We start from the raw sequence: 13,534 nt of genomic DNA on the forward strand, positions 1-13,534 counted from the left end.
GTAACGCTATGGTAAATAGTAAGTTAGTAATGTCTTAATACTATATCTTACTCATCTTACTGTTTTTATTTATAGTTGTTTAATTATTTCATCAATATTGTCTTGTTCTTTAGGAAACTTGTTATTGTTTTTATACAGATTATTTCGTTTTAAAGGTGTTCCTTTTTTAGAGTAAAACAAATTTGATTGTTCTATTGAAGTAGGATTAAAATTGCTGAAATAATGCTCTAATTTTGAAATAATATAACTGAACTGCGTTGTTTCACACCCTAAATGTATTTGTGCAGCACCAATTTTTAAATCTCTGCTTGTTAATACACTTACTAAATTATCAACTGATGTATGGTCTTCGTTTAATAGTTCAATGTTTCTATTTAATGCTTGTATAACCGATTTTAATTTGATTGTATTTCCGTTAAAGCCAAATGATAAACGAGTGTTTTTTGGTATCTTAAAATCATCAATACCTAAAAGAATATTGTAAACCGTTTGAAATTCAGGAGTTGTTTTTTCAATATTGATTTCTGGAATAGGTTGTTTTAGTAATTCTCCAAATAGTTCATTTTTGGTTGATGGTATGTCTGCCAAATATTGCGGATATAATTTTTCTGTTTCTTTTAGAAAACGGATTACATTAGTAATCAGTTGAGGTATTACATAGGCGGTTAATTCTGTTTTCGGAAAGTCTTCTTGGTCTGTTCCAATACAAAACAAAATATCTTTACACGACTTTACTACGTTTTGAATGATCTCTTTTTTTTGAATTTCGTCAATTTCTTTGTTCATAGATTTGAAAACTCTATCAGTCAATCGTGTTGCTTCGTTGAATAAAAGGAAATGATAAAACTTTTGTGTTGTTGTTATCGGTTCTGCCAAAGTTACTTCTACTAATGGATGCAGTATTTCGTGACTTATATCGGTGTTTGTTTGCGCCATATAGATTTCTAACCCATCTTCTTTGAATAAGTTAGGTTTGTCCTTGTGAAGCTCTTTTAATGCCTTGTAGTACTCGTTTATAGTTGGTGTAGGCTTAATAAAGTTTGTTGATAGATTTTGTCTGTAAAATTTATCATTTATGGCGTTGCTTGCCCAGGGTTTTAATTCACCGTAAACAATGCTTTTAAAAATAGTTAGTTCCATATCAAAAATCTAATTTTATTCTGTTAGCTGCTTCCATTTTCTTTTCGTCAATTATTTTGGCATATACTTGAGTAGTTCTAATGTCTTTATGACCTAGTAATTTTGATACCGTAAATATATCAGTTCCTAGCGTGAGTTGCAAAGTTGCATAGGTATGACGAGCACAATGGAACGTTATTGTTTTACTAATACCGGCTTTCATTACCCATTGTTGTAATTTTAGATTGTGCCACGCACTATATTTTAATCCTTTGAAAACTCTTTCTTCAGGTTCTCCGATTTCTTTTAATAAATCACGAGCTTGGTCTGACATTGGTAATGTTTCAGCTCCTTTAGTTTTCTTTTGTCTGAAACGAATATACCAACCATAATCATTTGAGTGCTGCACTTCTGACCAAACTAATTTATTTATATCTGACCAGCGCAAACCTGTTAGGCAACTGAATACAAATGCTGTTTTTAGGATGGGAATTTCACATTCGTGTTTGAGTATGCTTTGTAATTCTTCTAACGTTAGAAACTCTCTTTCGCTGTCGCCTTGTGGTAAACAATCTACTTGCTCGGCAGGATTGGAACGGATAATTCCGTCTTTAACGGCTTGTTTTAAAGCTGCTCTAAATTTGTTGAAATAGGAGTGTGCCGAATTATCAGAAAGGTTTTTATTGCTTGGTGTCTTCGCTGTTTTGGTTAAGTAGTCTTTAAAACCTTCCACAAACTTTCTATCCAATTGCCCGAACGAAATATCTTTAGGACAAAACTTTCTTAAATGCTTGATGGTACTATCCCAGTTGTCATAATTGCCTTTGCTTTCCATTCTCATTTCGGCTAATGTTTCCATATAGATAATGAAGAAGCCTTTTAACTTCTCCTGGTCGTTGAAGCCATAAATTCCGTTTTGAATTTCTAAATGTCTTTTTGAACGAACACTTTCCGCTAACGAAAGGATTTTTTTGTTTTCGTCTTTTTGCGCTTGTGTGAGCTTTCCTTTTTCGGGTTCTGGGATGAGGTATAAACCTAAATACTCATATTCTCGTTTACCATTTTTATAGTAATCAAGATACAAGCTAATTTTGTTTGCTTTCTGTCTTTGTCTTAAAGTAACTTTCATAATACCATCAATTAAAAAGTTTATCTATCTGTGTGCGTTGAATTATTTTCTTTCTGCCAAACTTGTGAATTTGTAGTTCTCCACGTTTTATCATTCTATTGATTGTCCATCGACTAACTCCAATTAGTTCTGCAACATCTTGAACGGATAAAAAGTTTTTGGATGTAAGAGAGTTGGAGTTTGCAGATTGCAAGGTTGGCAAACTTTGCATTGTTTGCTGTTGCTCAACTAATGAGTTTTGAATTTTGTCTTCCTTTACTTTTTGCTTGTAGTGTCTGGAATTACAAGTATGTCCGCAATATCTGGTTAAAGTGGTTTTAGCTATAAAAGCCTTACCACAATAAGAACAGGTTTTCGGAATTGCCATATTGCTACTCATAATATGTTGCATTGTGTTGCATAATGTAGCGAAGTGTAGCAATATGTAGCATCATTTCGCCAAGTTTGTTGCCTTTGAATTTGGGCAACAAAATCTATCATTGGGCAACAATAGAACAACAAATATAACGAATAAAAGGTTATCAGGCAACAAATAAAAGAAGAATATTAGTTATAAAGTCAATAAAAATAGGTAGTTAACAAATAAAAGAATGGTAATTACTTTCCGATACAGAAATTTGCAAAAATATTCCCCAACAACTCATCGTTAGTAACTTCCCCAGTAATCATACCAAAATGATACAAAGCTTCTCGAATATCAATTGCCATTAAATCACTCGAAATGTTAGTTTGCAAACCATAATTCACTTTCTGAATTTCATCCAAAGCTTTTAGCAAAGAATCATAATGGCGTGTGTTGGTTACAATGGTTTCATTATTGCGCAAAGCACCCGTATTTACAAACGAAAGCAACTGATTTTTGAGTTCGTCAACACCAACATTCTCTTTAGCAGAAATGAGCAAAATAGTTGGAATTTCAGATTGAAGATTTCTGATTTGCTCTTCTGAATACAAATCTTTTTTATTTCCAATGATAATTAGAGGTTTCAAAGGAAATTGGTTCTTGATTTTCTCAATTTCAACTTGAACTTGTTTTATATTTTCACCGTTAAGAGTTCCCCCTTTGGGGGTTAGGGGGCTTAAATATAGTACGACTTGAGCCTGTTCTATTTTTTCAAATGTTTTCCGAATTCCTAAACTTTCAATTACATCTGCTGTTTCCCGAATTCCTGCCGTATCTATGAATCGAAATCCAATGCCGCCAATAACCAATTCATCTTCGATAGTATCTCTTGTTGTACCTGCAATCTCTGAAACTATGGCGCGTTCTTCATTCAATAAAGCATTCAATAAAGTGGATTTTCCAACATTGGGTTCGCCCACAATAGCAACAGGTATTCCATTTTTGATTACATTTCCAACCGCAAAAGAGTCGATTAATCGTTTCAAGACAAACTCAATTCTGTTCAATAATTCCCGAAATTGGGTTCTGTCGGCAAAAGCCACATCTTCCTCAGCAAAATCCAATTCTAATTCTATCAGCGAAGCAAAATTCAATAATTCTTGTCGCAATTCCTTGATTTCATTGCTAAAACCACCACGCATTTGCTGCATCGCAATTTGGTGACTGGCTTCGTTGTCGGACGAAATTAAATCGGCTACCGCTTCGGCTTGGGACAAATCGAGTTTTCCGTTCAAGAAAGCCCTTAGGGTAAATTCTCCTGGATTTGCCATTCGACAGCCTTTTCGAAGCAATAATTGAATGATTTGTTGCTGAATATAAGTAGAGCCGTGACAGGATATTTCGATAGTATTTTCGCCAGTATAAGAGTTTGTTCCTTTAAAAATAGAAAGCAAAACTTCGTCAATGGTTTTTTGATGGTCTACGATATGTCCTAAATGCAAAGTATGGGATTTTTGCTGGAGTAAATCTTTTCCTTTAATAGATTTAAAAACTTGATTGCCAATAGCAATAGCATTTTCGCCTGAAACTCTTATAATCGCTATAGCTCCAGCTCCAGAAGGTGTTGCTAAGGCTACTATGGAATCGTTGTATATCATTGTTTTTAATCTTGAATGCAAATGTAGTAAATCTAAAGAAGTATCACTTTTTTTATAAAAGAAGATTTTAAGGATTAAATAAAATGTAAATAGCTGTAAAATACGGTTTTAAGTTTGTAACTTTATAGGTGTTTAGATATGATAATTTACTTTAAAAGAATGTAAAATGAAACGTATTCTATTTCCAACTGATTTTTCCGATACAGCAAATAACGCTTTTGTTTATGCTTTAGAAATGGCAAAACACCTAGATGCCGAATTCATTGTGCTACATGTTTATGATTCTCCAAATCTTACCTATGAAGGCTGTCCGAGTTCTATTGCGGCGATTTACGAAACGATTGAATTAAAAAACCTCGAAAATTTTAATGATCAGATTCCCTATTTGAGAAAAATTGCAGAAGAGCACCAGTTTGAAAGTGTTAAAATGAGTTATATTTTGAGACATGGAAATTTAATTAAAATTATAAAAGAAATTTCAGAAAAAGAAAATATAGATTTGATAGTTATGGGTACCCATGGAGCATCAGGTTTGAAGGAAGTGTTTTTAGGTTCTAATACTGGCTTCGTAATTACTCAAGTACCAACAATGCTTTTGTGTTTGCCTAATGAGGCAAAATTTGAGAAAATAAAACACATTTGCTTTACTACTCTTTTGAAGGATGAAGATAAAACGGCATTGTCAGATGTTTTAAATATAGCGAAGAAATTTCATGCTAAAGTAAAATGCTTAACGATAAAAACATCAGATTCTAAGCTAGCGCATGAAGATATTGAAAAATGGCAATCCAATTTTAAAAGAGAACCAATTGAGTTTTTTGTTGTTTCAAATGATAATATAAAAAAAACAATCTACGATTTTTTGGAACGTCAAGAAATTGATGTTTTGGCTATGCTAACCCACAGACGCAGTTTTGTAGAACAATTGTTTACCCAAAGTTTAGCACAAAAACTTTCTTTCCACAGTAAAACACCTATTTTAGTAATGCACGAAAAGTAAAATTTTACTCTTTGTTGCAGTATAAATAAGTCAAAATTGGTGATAAATTTAAAATAAATTGGATTACGGTTATGTATTGCGGTATTATGTAGGTTATTGATAGTTAAAATTTTGCAATCTAATTTTGTAATTAAATTTTGATATAAAAATAATTTTAAACCCTACTAAAATGAAAAAAATTTTGTTTCCTACTGATTTTTCTGAAGTCGCCACAAATGCATTTGTTTATGCTTTGGAATTTGCTAAAATTGTTCAAGGAGAATTGATAGTGTTGCATTCTTATGATTTGATTCCAATGGACAATCAATTTTTTCCAGAAAATTTCACGGAGCTATATGATTCAATAGAGTTGGCAAATTTTGATCTTTTTAAAGAAGAAATTCCAAAAATTCGTGGGATAATGGAAAAGCATAATTTAAGACATATCAAATTGACTCATCGGCTTATGGAAGGTGATTTGTTTGTGAACATTAAAAAATCAATCGAGGAGAATAAAATAGATTATGTGATTATGGGGACTTCAGGAGATGCTTGGTGGGAGGCTCTTTTTGCTGGGTCTAATTCAGGTTCCGTAATTTTAGGACTAGATGTTCCTATGTTCTGTATTCCTTTGGGAGTAAAATTCAAAAAAATCAAAACGATAGGTTATATAAATCACTATAGAGCTAAAGATAAAGAAGTACTTTATGATGTATTAGATTTTGCAAAAAGAACAAAAGCAATAATTAAATGTCTTTACGTAAAAACTAGTAATTCTGATGTTGATATTGAAACTATTAAGAAATGGGAAGATGAATTTAGTCCAGAACCAGTATCTTTTTTTGTGATTCAAAGTGATGAAATTAAACATGTAATGTTAGATTTTATTTCCAATCAAGAAATTGGTGTTCTAACAATGTTGACTTATAAAAGCAGTTTTTTTGAAGGGATGTTTGTTCCCAATTACTTCAAGAATAAAGTAACTGATACAGATATTCCTATTATGGTTATTCATGCTTAATAAAGATAAAAATAATATAATCTATAGATTATTATGTGTTTAACATGTGTTTATAGGTGTTTTTTAATTATTTTATTCACTTAAATAGTACTGAAAATGAAAAAGATTTTGTTTCCTACCGATTTTTCCCAAGCGGCAACTAATGCATTTGTTCACGCTTTGGAGTTTGCAAAAACAGTAAATGGAGAACTCATTTTATTGCACACGTTTGAATTCCCGATTTATGACAATCAGTTTTTCCCTGAAAATTATAATGTGCTTTTTGAAACGCTACAGCTAACACAATTTGATAGGTTTAAAGAAGAACTTCCAAAACTTCATGCCATAGCCGAAGAACGAAATCTGAATCACATAAAAATGAGCCATAGAATAATGGATGGTCATTTACTTTTCAATATCAATAGAACTATCAAAGAAGAAAGTATAGATTATATTGTTATGGGAACTACTGGAGCCACAGGTTGGAAAACCTTTTTTGTAGGCACCAATACTGGGAATGTTATTGCTACAGTTGCTATTCCTGTTTTGAGCGTTCCCTTGGAAGCAAAATTCAAAAAAATTGAAACGATTGGTTTTACAACTCGATTCCGAGAAAAAGATAAAAAGGCACTTAAAGAGGTGTTGAAATTTGCCAAAAAGACAAAAGCAAAAGTAAAATGTTTGTATGTAAAAACAGCTAATTCCGATGTTTCAGCCGCTACCATAAAACAATGGGAGGAAGAGTTTCTAGGCGAATCCATTCAGTTTTCTATCATTCCAAGTGAAGATGTACAAGAAACTATCATGGATTTTATTTTATTTAAATATATTGATGTGTTAGCTATGCTTACTTATAAAAGAAACTTTTTTGTCGAATTATTTAAACCTAGTTTGACTCAGAAATTTTCAAATAGCTTAGCAATTCCAGTTTTGGCAATACACGAGTAAAAAAAAACCGCAATTCCGATAGAAATTGCGGTCTTTTCAAATATATAAAGGGTTGGTTAATAGCTTGCTTAAAGCGATAAATTAGTTGTTTAACATAACTGGCATCACTAGCATTGTAACAGTTTCGCCATCTTCTAAGCCATCAACTGGAGTTAAGATTCCAGCTCTGTTAGGCAAAGACATTTCAAGCATTATCATATCAGATTGCAAGTTGGTCAACATCTCTGTCAAAAAACGAGAATTGTATCCTATTTGCATATCATCACCCTGGTAATCACAAGTCAAACGTTCCTCAGCTTTGTTAGAATAATCAATATCTTCGGCAGAAATATTTAATTCAGCTCCTGCAATTTTCAATCTGATTTGGTGTGTTGTTTTGTTAGAGAAAATAGCAACACGACGAACAGAACTTAAAAATAAAGAACGGTCAATCATTAGTTTATTAGGATTTTCTTTTGGAATTACCGCTTCGTAGTTTGGATATTTACCGTCAATTAATCGGCACATTAAAACATAATTATCAAAGGAGAAAGTGGCATTCGAATCGTTGTATTCAATTTTTACTTCAGCATCAGATGTTGAAAGAATATTTTTTAGAATAGTCAATGGTTTCTTAGGCATAATAAAATCGGCAACTTCTGAAGCAGTTACATCAGTTCTGGCATATTTCACTAATTTATGAGCATCTGTAGCTACAAATATTAAACCTTGTGGCGAAAATTGAAAGAAAACACCAGACATCACTGGGCGTAAATCATCGTTTCCTGCCGCAAAAATGGTTTTGCTTATGGCGGTTGCTAATACATCAGCAGGGACCAAAGTAACAGAAGGTTCATCCAAATTTACTGATTTTGGAAACTCATTTCCTTCCGCATATGCTAATGCATACTTACCTGAATTCGAACTTATTTCGATAGTGTTGTTTTCTTCAACTGTAAACGTTAAAGGTTGCTCTGGAAATGTTTTCAAAATTTCTAAAAGCAATTTTGCAGACACTGCAACACTCCCTTTGCTTGTTGAATCAATATCTAAAGTAGCCGACATCGTGGTTTCTAAATCAGAGGCCGAAACCGTAAGCGCTTTATGATCTAATTCAAAAAGGAAATTATCTAAAATAGGCAACGTATTGTTACTGTTAATAACACTACCTAATACTTGTAATTGTTTTAATAAGTACGAACTCGATACTATAAATTTCATTTGTATTGTTTTATTTTTTTGGGTATAAATTTCAAGTCCTTAAAAGATAGACTTAATACAAATATATTGTAAACTATTTTACTTTCTTAATTTTTTTATTAACATTAATGACTGTATTTTTTCTTTCTAAAGTATGAAAAAGCAAGACCGAAAAGAAGCAAAATTAGAATTGGAAGCCCGATAGTAATGAATTGTATTGAAGTATATCTTTCATGAACTTTTTCTTTGTCTAGCAAAGCCAAATCCAGATCCTTGCCGCGAATGTTAATAAGTCCCGTATCATCGAGCAGGTAGTTGACACAGTTCATCATAAAATCTTTATTGTCATACAAATTCCCTGACCTCTGATCATAGCCTAACTCAACAGGCTGTAAGTTTTTATCTAACTGATTTTTTATTAAATCGCCATCCGAAATCACTATCATTTTACTATTTTTTCCTTTGGCTTTATGATTTATTTGGTCAAAAGCCAAAACTCGATTTTCGAATACGGAATGAAACTGTCCCTCTAATAAAACCGAAAGCGGAATATTGCCTTTGTTGAGATAATCATTTGGTGAAGTTTCTTCGGTAACATTGTTTAAATTGACTTCAACAGGTGAGCCTATTTTCTTAGAATAAGGGGAAGATTGCAATAAAATGGTTTTCTTGATTCCGTTTTTCAAAGTGTCAATAGGATTAGCAAAATCGAATTTTATGCCGCCCAGATTTTTCACAATAGGATGCGTACTTGTTGGATAAACTTGTGGGGCAAATTTCCAGTTAAATTCTTGAAATTGTGTAGCACTTCCTTGTTCTCCAGAAGCCAAATGTATAGGGCTTCCTTGTTCGTCTTTGACTAAATCAGGATTGATTCTAAAGCCGTATTTAAAGAACATATCATTCAAATTTAAATCCCTCGGAAAAGCTAAATTAGAACCTGAATCAGTATACAAACTATCCATTTCCATATTGACTTGGTCAATGAGCCAAATGGTTTTTCCGCCTTCAATAATATATTGATCTAAAACCTGTTTTTCGGCATCCGAAAAAGTTTCGGTTGGCTTAGCAATAATGGCTAAATCATATTTCTTCAATGATTCTAAACTTCTTATCGGATTTTTAGCAACCGAATCTAAAGTAAAAGGACCAATATGGTAACTCTCTCTAACTTGCAAAAGGAATTTGGCAATTTGAATGTCTTTAAGCTCTCCATTACCTTTGATTACTGCAATGGTTTTTTTATTCTCTTTTGTGATTTTATTTAAGGCATCTGCAATTGAGTATTCTAAATGTTGCACTGAACCAATGACTTTTTGGGTGGTTGAAGCTCCCATTATATTTTTCAATAGCGGAATATTCACTTCCTTATTGTTATAAGTTGCAATCGCCCATGGAAAAACCATAGCCTGGGATTGTTTTCCCTTATCGTCAACGGTTATGTTTATTGGAGTAAGGCCTTTTAGGTAAAGTTGTTTTATGTTGTCCATACTTTCATCTTTGTTCTCCAAAGGATCAACAAAACTGAAAATAATATTCTTATTATAAGCCTGAAATTCCTCTAATAAATCTTGGGTCTCATTTTGTAGGCGATTAAATTCCGCTGGCATATCGCCTTGAAGATATATTTTGATAAGCAAAGGTTCTTTGATTTGTTTTATTATGGCTAACGAAGTCTCGGAAAGAGTATATCTTTTATCTTGGGTTAAATCAAAACGATAAAAAAAAGTATTGCTAATTATATTTAGAATAATCAGAATGACAATGGTATAAAAAACCGATTTTAAGTTGGATTTTTTCATTACAATTTCACTGATTTTAGATTATAAACTGTAAACGAAAGGAATAAAATGGTGATGCTAACAAAATAAATAACATCCCTTGTGTCAATCACACCACGACCAATGCTTTTGAAATGATTTTGCATACTTAAACTTGAAATTTGGTTTTGTAAATTCGGAATAATTTGCGAAAGACTTTCAAATCCAAAATAAAAAAAGAAGCATAAAGTAATCGAAATAAGAAAGGCTACAATTTGATTTTCGGATAGGGTAGAAGTGAAAATTCCTATGGCAGAATAAGAAGAAATTAACAATAGTAGCCCAAGATACGATCCAATAGTACTACCCATATCAATATTTCCTTCGGGCATACCTAAGTCCGAAATTACCTTTACATAAAGAAATGTTGGAATAATAGCAATACAAATTAAAAACATCGAGCCCAGGTATTTTCCGGTTACAATTTGCCAAATGCTTAGTGGTTTTGTGAGTAATAATTCAAGAGTCCCTTGTTTTTTTTCGTCCGAAAAACTACGCATAGTAATGGCTGGAATTAAGAATATAAGTACAACAGGAGATAAAGCAAAAAACGGACTTAAATCTGCAAAACCGCTGTTTAAAATATTGTATTCTCCTTCAAAAACCCAAAGAAATAAGCCATTACCAATCAAAAAAAGAGCAATAACTAAATACCCAATCGGGGAACCAAAAAAGGATTTTATTTCTCGTATTATGATCGATTTCATTGTTATTTGTTTAAAAAGTTTAAGGTTTAAGGTTTAAAGTTGCTCAACTTGAAACGTTAAACAAATTTTATTGTTATCACATCTCTATAATTTAAACCTAACAAGCTATTTGCCGAACCAACTTTTGAGGGATTGCTTCTAAAAATAGCAATTTCAAGAAAACCAGCTTCGTTGAAAAGCGCTAGTTTTTCGCCTTCATAATTCTTGATTTCATATTTATTTGATATTGCTATTGCCGAATAATTAGGTAAAATAGTTTTAATGTTTTTGGTTTTTAATACAATTTCATACGGCCTTCCTTTGGCAACTTCTAAAAATTGTTTTTTCGAAATATTAGTAACAACATTTCCAAAATGATCAATATAAACCACATAACCTTTAAGCATATCCCCATCATTAACTACTGTAGCGTGTAAATCAGTTACTTGTTTTATGGTTTTTATCTCTTTGCCAATCACGTTAAGCAAACCACCTTTTGCAATATGACAGGCTACTTTTGTGAATACATCCAGATCGGTTGCTTCAGCATGTAATCTATCGTGTATGTTGATATTCACAATTTTTTGAGGAACAATTTTTCGCGAAAGCATACTCAAAATCCCATTATCGGCAGCAATAAAATAATGATCATTCCATTGCATCACAATGTGTTTGTTTTCTTTATTCAATTCTATATCAACACCAATAAGGTGTACAGTGCCTTTTGGAAAACTAGCATAAGCAGCGCTAATGATATAACTTGCTTCTACGGTGTTGAAAGGATCAATATCATGCGAAATATCAATAATTGTTGCTTCGGGATATTCTGATAAAATTTTCCCTTTCAAAGAACCAACAAAATGGTCTTTCAAGCCGTAATCGGAAGTAAGGGTAATTATTGACATAAAATTGTTTATAAATAAAACGAAAACTGAACCTAAAACTTGTTAAATTTGAGAAATGCAAAGCTAAAGTATTTTAGGCTTTAATTTATTAGATTTTCAAAACAAAACCAAGGTATGACCAAACAATTATTTATCCTATTGTTACTAGTTTGTAGTTTACAATCATTTTCTCAAAAGCTAATCTACAAATCCAATGGAAATATTTTAAATTTCGAAAATCAAAAAATCTCTACACACCAAGTCAGAGAATTATTAGCAAATAACGAAAAATTACTAGTCGGTTATAATGCAGGAAGATCTAAGAAAACGGTGGGTAATATATTATTAGTGGGAGGTATAGTAATGGTAGCAAATGATATGATTACAAACTATTATTATGAGCAAAAAATATATCGGGATTACGACTTACCAGTAACTATAATTGGAGTAAAAAATCGAATATATCCCTCAGTATATACATAATATAGGCATTGGAGCTATTATCGCTTAAATCCCTATTAAAATTGGCTTTACTAAAAAAATAAAAACGTAGTGACGGAATATAATACCCAAAAAGCTACTGGAAATGTAGATTTTAACAAACAAAAACTAGATTTAATAACCAATGCCAACGGAATTGGCTTTCGATTGACTTTAAATTAATAACCTTTAAATACAACGCTTTTGAACGAAAGAATCATCGAGCTCATAGACATCGCTCCAAAAGATTTTTGGGGCGCTCAAGACACTCATCTTGAAACTATTAAAAAATATTATCCAAAACTGAAGATTGTTGCTCGAGGATCAACATTGAAAGCTTTTGGAGAAAAAGAAGTTTTAGATGAATTCGAAAATCGTTTTAATCGCTTGATGTTGCATTTTACAAGATACAATACCATTGATGACAATGTAATCGAAAGAGTGATTCGAAGCACAGTGCAAGAAGATGCTAAAGTCTTCGGTCATGACAAGATATTAGTTCATGGTGTAGGCGGTAAGATTATCAAGCCCATGACGCCAAACCAGCAATTGTTGGTCGATACTATGGCGAAAAATGATATGGTTTTTGCCGTTGGTCCAGCTGGAACTGGTAAAACTTATACTGGTGTAGCTATGGCAGTAAAAGCCCTGAAAGAAAAACAAGTAAAGCGAATTGTACTTACCAGACCCGCTGTAGAGGCAGGGGAAAATCTCGGGTTTCTTCCTGGAGATATGAAAGAAAAATTAGATCCCTACATGCAACCACTGTACGATGCTTTGCGTGACATGTTGCCTAACGAGAAATTAGAAGATTATATCCTGAAAGGTATTATCCAGATTGCTCCTTTGGCATTTATGCGAGGTAGAACCCTAGATCATGCATTCGTAATTCTTGACGAAGCTCAAAATACTACCCATTCCCAAATGAAAATGTTTTTAACTCGTATGGGAAAAAGTGCCAAATTTATGATTACAGGAGATCCAGGTCAAGTTGATTTACCTCGAAGAACAATTTCGGGATTGAAAGAAGCTTTGTTGGTTTTGAAAGATATAGACGGAATCGGAATAATATATCTAGATGATAAGGATATTGTTCGTCATCGCTTAGTCAAAAAAGTAATAGATGCTTACAAACAAATTGAGAACCACGATTAACAATTTTTCTTTGTGAATCCGTTTTAAACACCCTATTTTTGCAGTTCAAAAACTAATTACAATCAATGAACACAATAACAACAACGAACTTTAATTTTCCCAATCAAAAATCAGTTTATAGAGGAAAAGTAAGAGAAGTTTACAATATAAATGA

The 13,534-nt window shown here is 32.4% G+C and carries 13 protein-coding genes; 5 read left to right on the forward strand and 8 right to left on the reverse strand.

The annotated features are described in order from the left end of the window. Nucleotides 1–69: 69 nt before the first annotated feature. The 4 genes from ACKVOD_RS04355 to mnmE form a co-directional block, all read right to left on the reverse strand. Complete coding sequence (locus tag ACKVOD_RS04355; RefSeq protein ID WP_409208255.1) at nucleotides 70–1,140, reverse strand: DUF6617 family protein; 1,071 nt, start codon at nucleotides 1,138–1,140, stop codon at nucleotides 70–72. Nucleotide 1,141: 1 nt separating this feature from the next. Then, nucleotides 1,142–2,248: a phage integrase SAM-like domain-containing protein gene (locus ACKVOD_RS04360; RefSeq protein WP_409208256.1), complete on the reverse strand. Its 1,107-nt coding sequence runs from the start codon at nucleotides 2,246–2,248 to the stop codon at nucleotides 1,142–1,144. Nucleotides 2,249–2,255: 7 nt separating this feature from the next. After that, complete coding sequence (locus tag ACKVOD_RS04365; RefSeq protein WP_409208257.1) at nucleotides 2,256–2,627, reverse strand: helix-turn-helix domain-containing protein; 372 nt, start codon at nucleotides 2,625–2,627, stop codon at nucleotides 2,256–2,258. 218 nt (nucleotides 2,628–2,845) lie between these two features. Further along, nucleotides 2,846–4,249 (reverse strand): tRNA uridine-5-carboxymethylaminomethyl(34) synthesis GTPase MnmE, encoded by a 1,404-nt coding sequence (gene mnmE / locus ACKVOD_RS04370; protein ID WP_409208258.1) that lies wholly within the window; start codon nucleotides 4,247–4,249, stop codon nucleotides 2,846–2,848. A 166-nt stretch (nucleotides 4,250–4,415) separates the two neighbouring features. Between mnmE and ACKVOD_RS04375 the strand changes: the two genes are divergently transcribed. The 3 genes from ACKVOD_RS04375 (at nucleotide 4,416) to ACKVOD_RS04385 (ending at nucleotide 7,176) form a co-directional block, all read left to right on the forward strand. Further along, nucleotides 4,416–5,249 (forward strand): universal stress protein, encoded by an 834-nt coding sequence (locus ACKVOD_RS04375; RefSeq protein WP_409208259.1) that lies wholly within the window; start codon nucleotides 4,416–4,418, stop codon nucleotides 5,247–5,249. A 169-nt stretch (nucleotides 5,250–5,418) separates the two neighbouring features. Continuing rightward, on the forward strand, nucleotides 5,419–6,249 hold the full coding sequence (locus tag ACKVOD_RS04380; RefSeq protein WP_409208260.1) for a universal stress protein: 831 nt from the start codon (nucleotides 5,419–5,421) through the stop codon (nucleotides 6,247–6,249). Nucleotides 6,250–6,345: 96 nt separating this feature from the next. Then, nucleotides 6,346–7,176 (forward strand): universal stress protein, encoded by an 831-nt coding sequence (locus ACKVOD_RS04385; RefSeq protein ID WP_409208261.1) that lies wholly within the window; start codon nucleotides 6,346–6,348, stop codon nucleotides 7,174–7,176. Nucleotides 7,177–7,257: 81 nt separating this feature from the next. On the opposite strand, the gene dnaN is transcribed toward ACKVOD_RS04385, so the two are convergent. The 4 genes from dnaN to ACKVOD_RS04405 all read right to left on the reverse strand — a co-directional run bounded on the left by dnaN (nucleotide 7,258) and on the right by ACKVOD_RS04405 (nucleotide 11,766). Continuing rightward, complete coding sequence (dnaN, locus tag ACKVOD_RS04390) at nucleotides 7,258–8,376, reverse strand: DNA polymerase III subunit beta (RefSeq protein ID WP_409208262.1); 1,119 nt, start codon at nucleotides 8,374–8,376, stop codon at nucleotides 7,258–7,260. 104 nt (nucleotides 8,377–8,480) lie between these two features. Continuing rightward, nucleotides 8,481–10,157 (reverse strand): gliding motility-associated ABC transporter substrate-binding protein GldG, encoded by a 1,677-nt coding sequence (gene gldG / locus ACKVOD_RS04395; protein ID WP_409208263.1) that lies wholly within the window; start codon nucleotides 10,155–10,157, stop codon nucleotides 8,481–8,483. Further along, the gene (gene gldF / locus ACKVOD_RS04400) at nucleotides 10,157–10,882 is read right to left on the reverse strand and encodes a gliding motility-associated ABC transporter permease subunit GldF (protein WP_409208264.1); all 726 of its coding nucleotides are present in this window, start codon (nucleotides 10,880–10,882) and stop codon (nucleotides 10,157–10,159) included. Before gldF ends, gldG begins: the two co-directional genes overlap by 1 nt. Before the next feature lie 56 nt (nucleotides 10,883–10,938). After that, nucleotides 10,939–11,766, reverse strand: coding sequence for an S-adenosyl-l-methionine hydroxide adenosyltransferase family protein (locus ACKVOD_RS04405; RefSeq protein WP_409208265.1), 828 nt, complete (start codon nucleotides 11,764–11,766; stop codon nucleotides 10,939–10,941). Between the two features lie 114 nt (nucleotides 11,767–11,880). Here ACKVOD_RS04405 and ACKVOD_RS04410 point away from each other — a divergent pair, with 114 nt between their 5' ends. Continuing rightward, complete coding sequence (locus tag ACKVOD_RS04410) at nucleotides 11,881–12,228, forward strand: hypothetical protein (RefSeq protein WP_409208266.1); 348 nt, start codon at nucleotides 11,881–11,883, stop codon at nucleotides 12,226–12,228. A 201-nt stretch (nucleotides 12,229–12,429) separates the two neighbouring features. Beyond that, nucleotides 12,430–13,380, forward strand: coding sequence for a PhoH family protein (locus ACKVOD_RS04415; protein WP_409208267.1), 951 nt, complete (start codon nucleotides 12,430–12,432; stop codon nucleotides 13,378–13,380). The last annotated feature ends 154 nt before the right edge of the window (nucleotides 13,381–13,534 follow it).

Source organism: Flavobacterium sp. (assembly GCF_046155325.1).
Lineage (GTDB): Bacteria > Bacteroidota > Bacteroidia > Flavobacteriales > Flavobacteriaceae > Flavobacterium.

What these genes read in the sequence shown, in the direction of transcription:
- ACKVOD_RS04355 (WP_409208255.1), bottom strand. Translation starts at nt 1,140, where the DNA reads ATGGAACTAACTATTTTTAAAAGCATTGTTTACGGTGAATTAAAACCC.
- ACKVOD_RS04360 (WP_409208256.1), bottom strand. Translation starts at nt 2,248, where the DNA reads ATGAAAGTTACTTTAAGACAAAGACAGAAAGCAAACAAAATTAGCTTG.
- ACKVOD_RS04365 (WP_409208257.1), bottom strand. Translation starts at nt 2,627, where the DNA reads ATGAGTAGCAATATGGCAATTCCGAAAACCTGTTCTTATTGTGGTAAG.
- mnmE (WP_409208258.1), bottom strand. Translation starts at nt 4,249, where the DNA reads ATGATATACAACGATTCCATAGTAGCCTTAGCAACACCTTCTGGAGCT.
- ACKVOD_RS04375 (WP_409208259.1), top strand. Translation starts at nt 4,416, where the DNA reads ATGAAACGTATTCTATTTCCAACTGATTTTTCCGATACAGCAAATAAC.
- ACKVOD_RS04380 (WP_409208260.1), top strand. Translation starts at nt 5,419, where the DNA reads ATGAAAAAAATTTTGTTTCCTACTGATTTTTCTGAAGTCGCCACAAAT.
- ACKVOD_RS04385 (WP_409208261.1), top strand. Translation starts at nt 6,346, where the DNA reads ATGAAAAAGATTTTGTTTCCTACCGATTTTTCCCAAGCGGCAACTAAT.
- dnaN (WP_409208262.1), bottom strand. Translation starts at nt 8,376, where the DNA reads ATGAAATTTATAGTATCGAGTTCGTACTTATTAAAACAATTACAAGTA.
- gldG (WP_409208263.1), bottom strand. Translation starts at nt 10,157, where the DNA reads ATGAAAAAATCCAACTTAAAATCGGTTTTTTATACCATTGTCATTCTG.
- gldF (WP_409208264.1), bottom strand. Translation starts at nt 10,882, where the DNA reads ATGAAATCGATCATAATACGAGAAATAAAATCCTTTTTTGGTTCCCCG.
- ACKVOD_RS04405 (WP_409208265.1), bottom strand. Translation starts at nt 11,766, where the DNA reads ATGTCAATAATTACCCTTACTTCCGATTACGGCTTGAAAGACCATTTT.
- ACKVOD_RS04410 (WP_409208266.1), top strand. Translation starts at nt 11,881, where the DNA reads ATGACCAAACAATTATTTATCCTATTGTTACTAGTTTGTAGTTTACAA.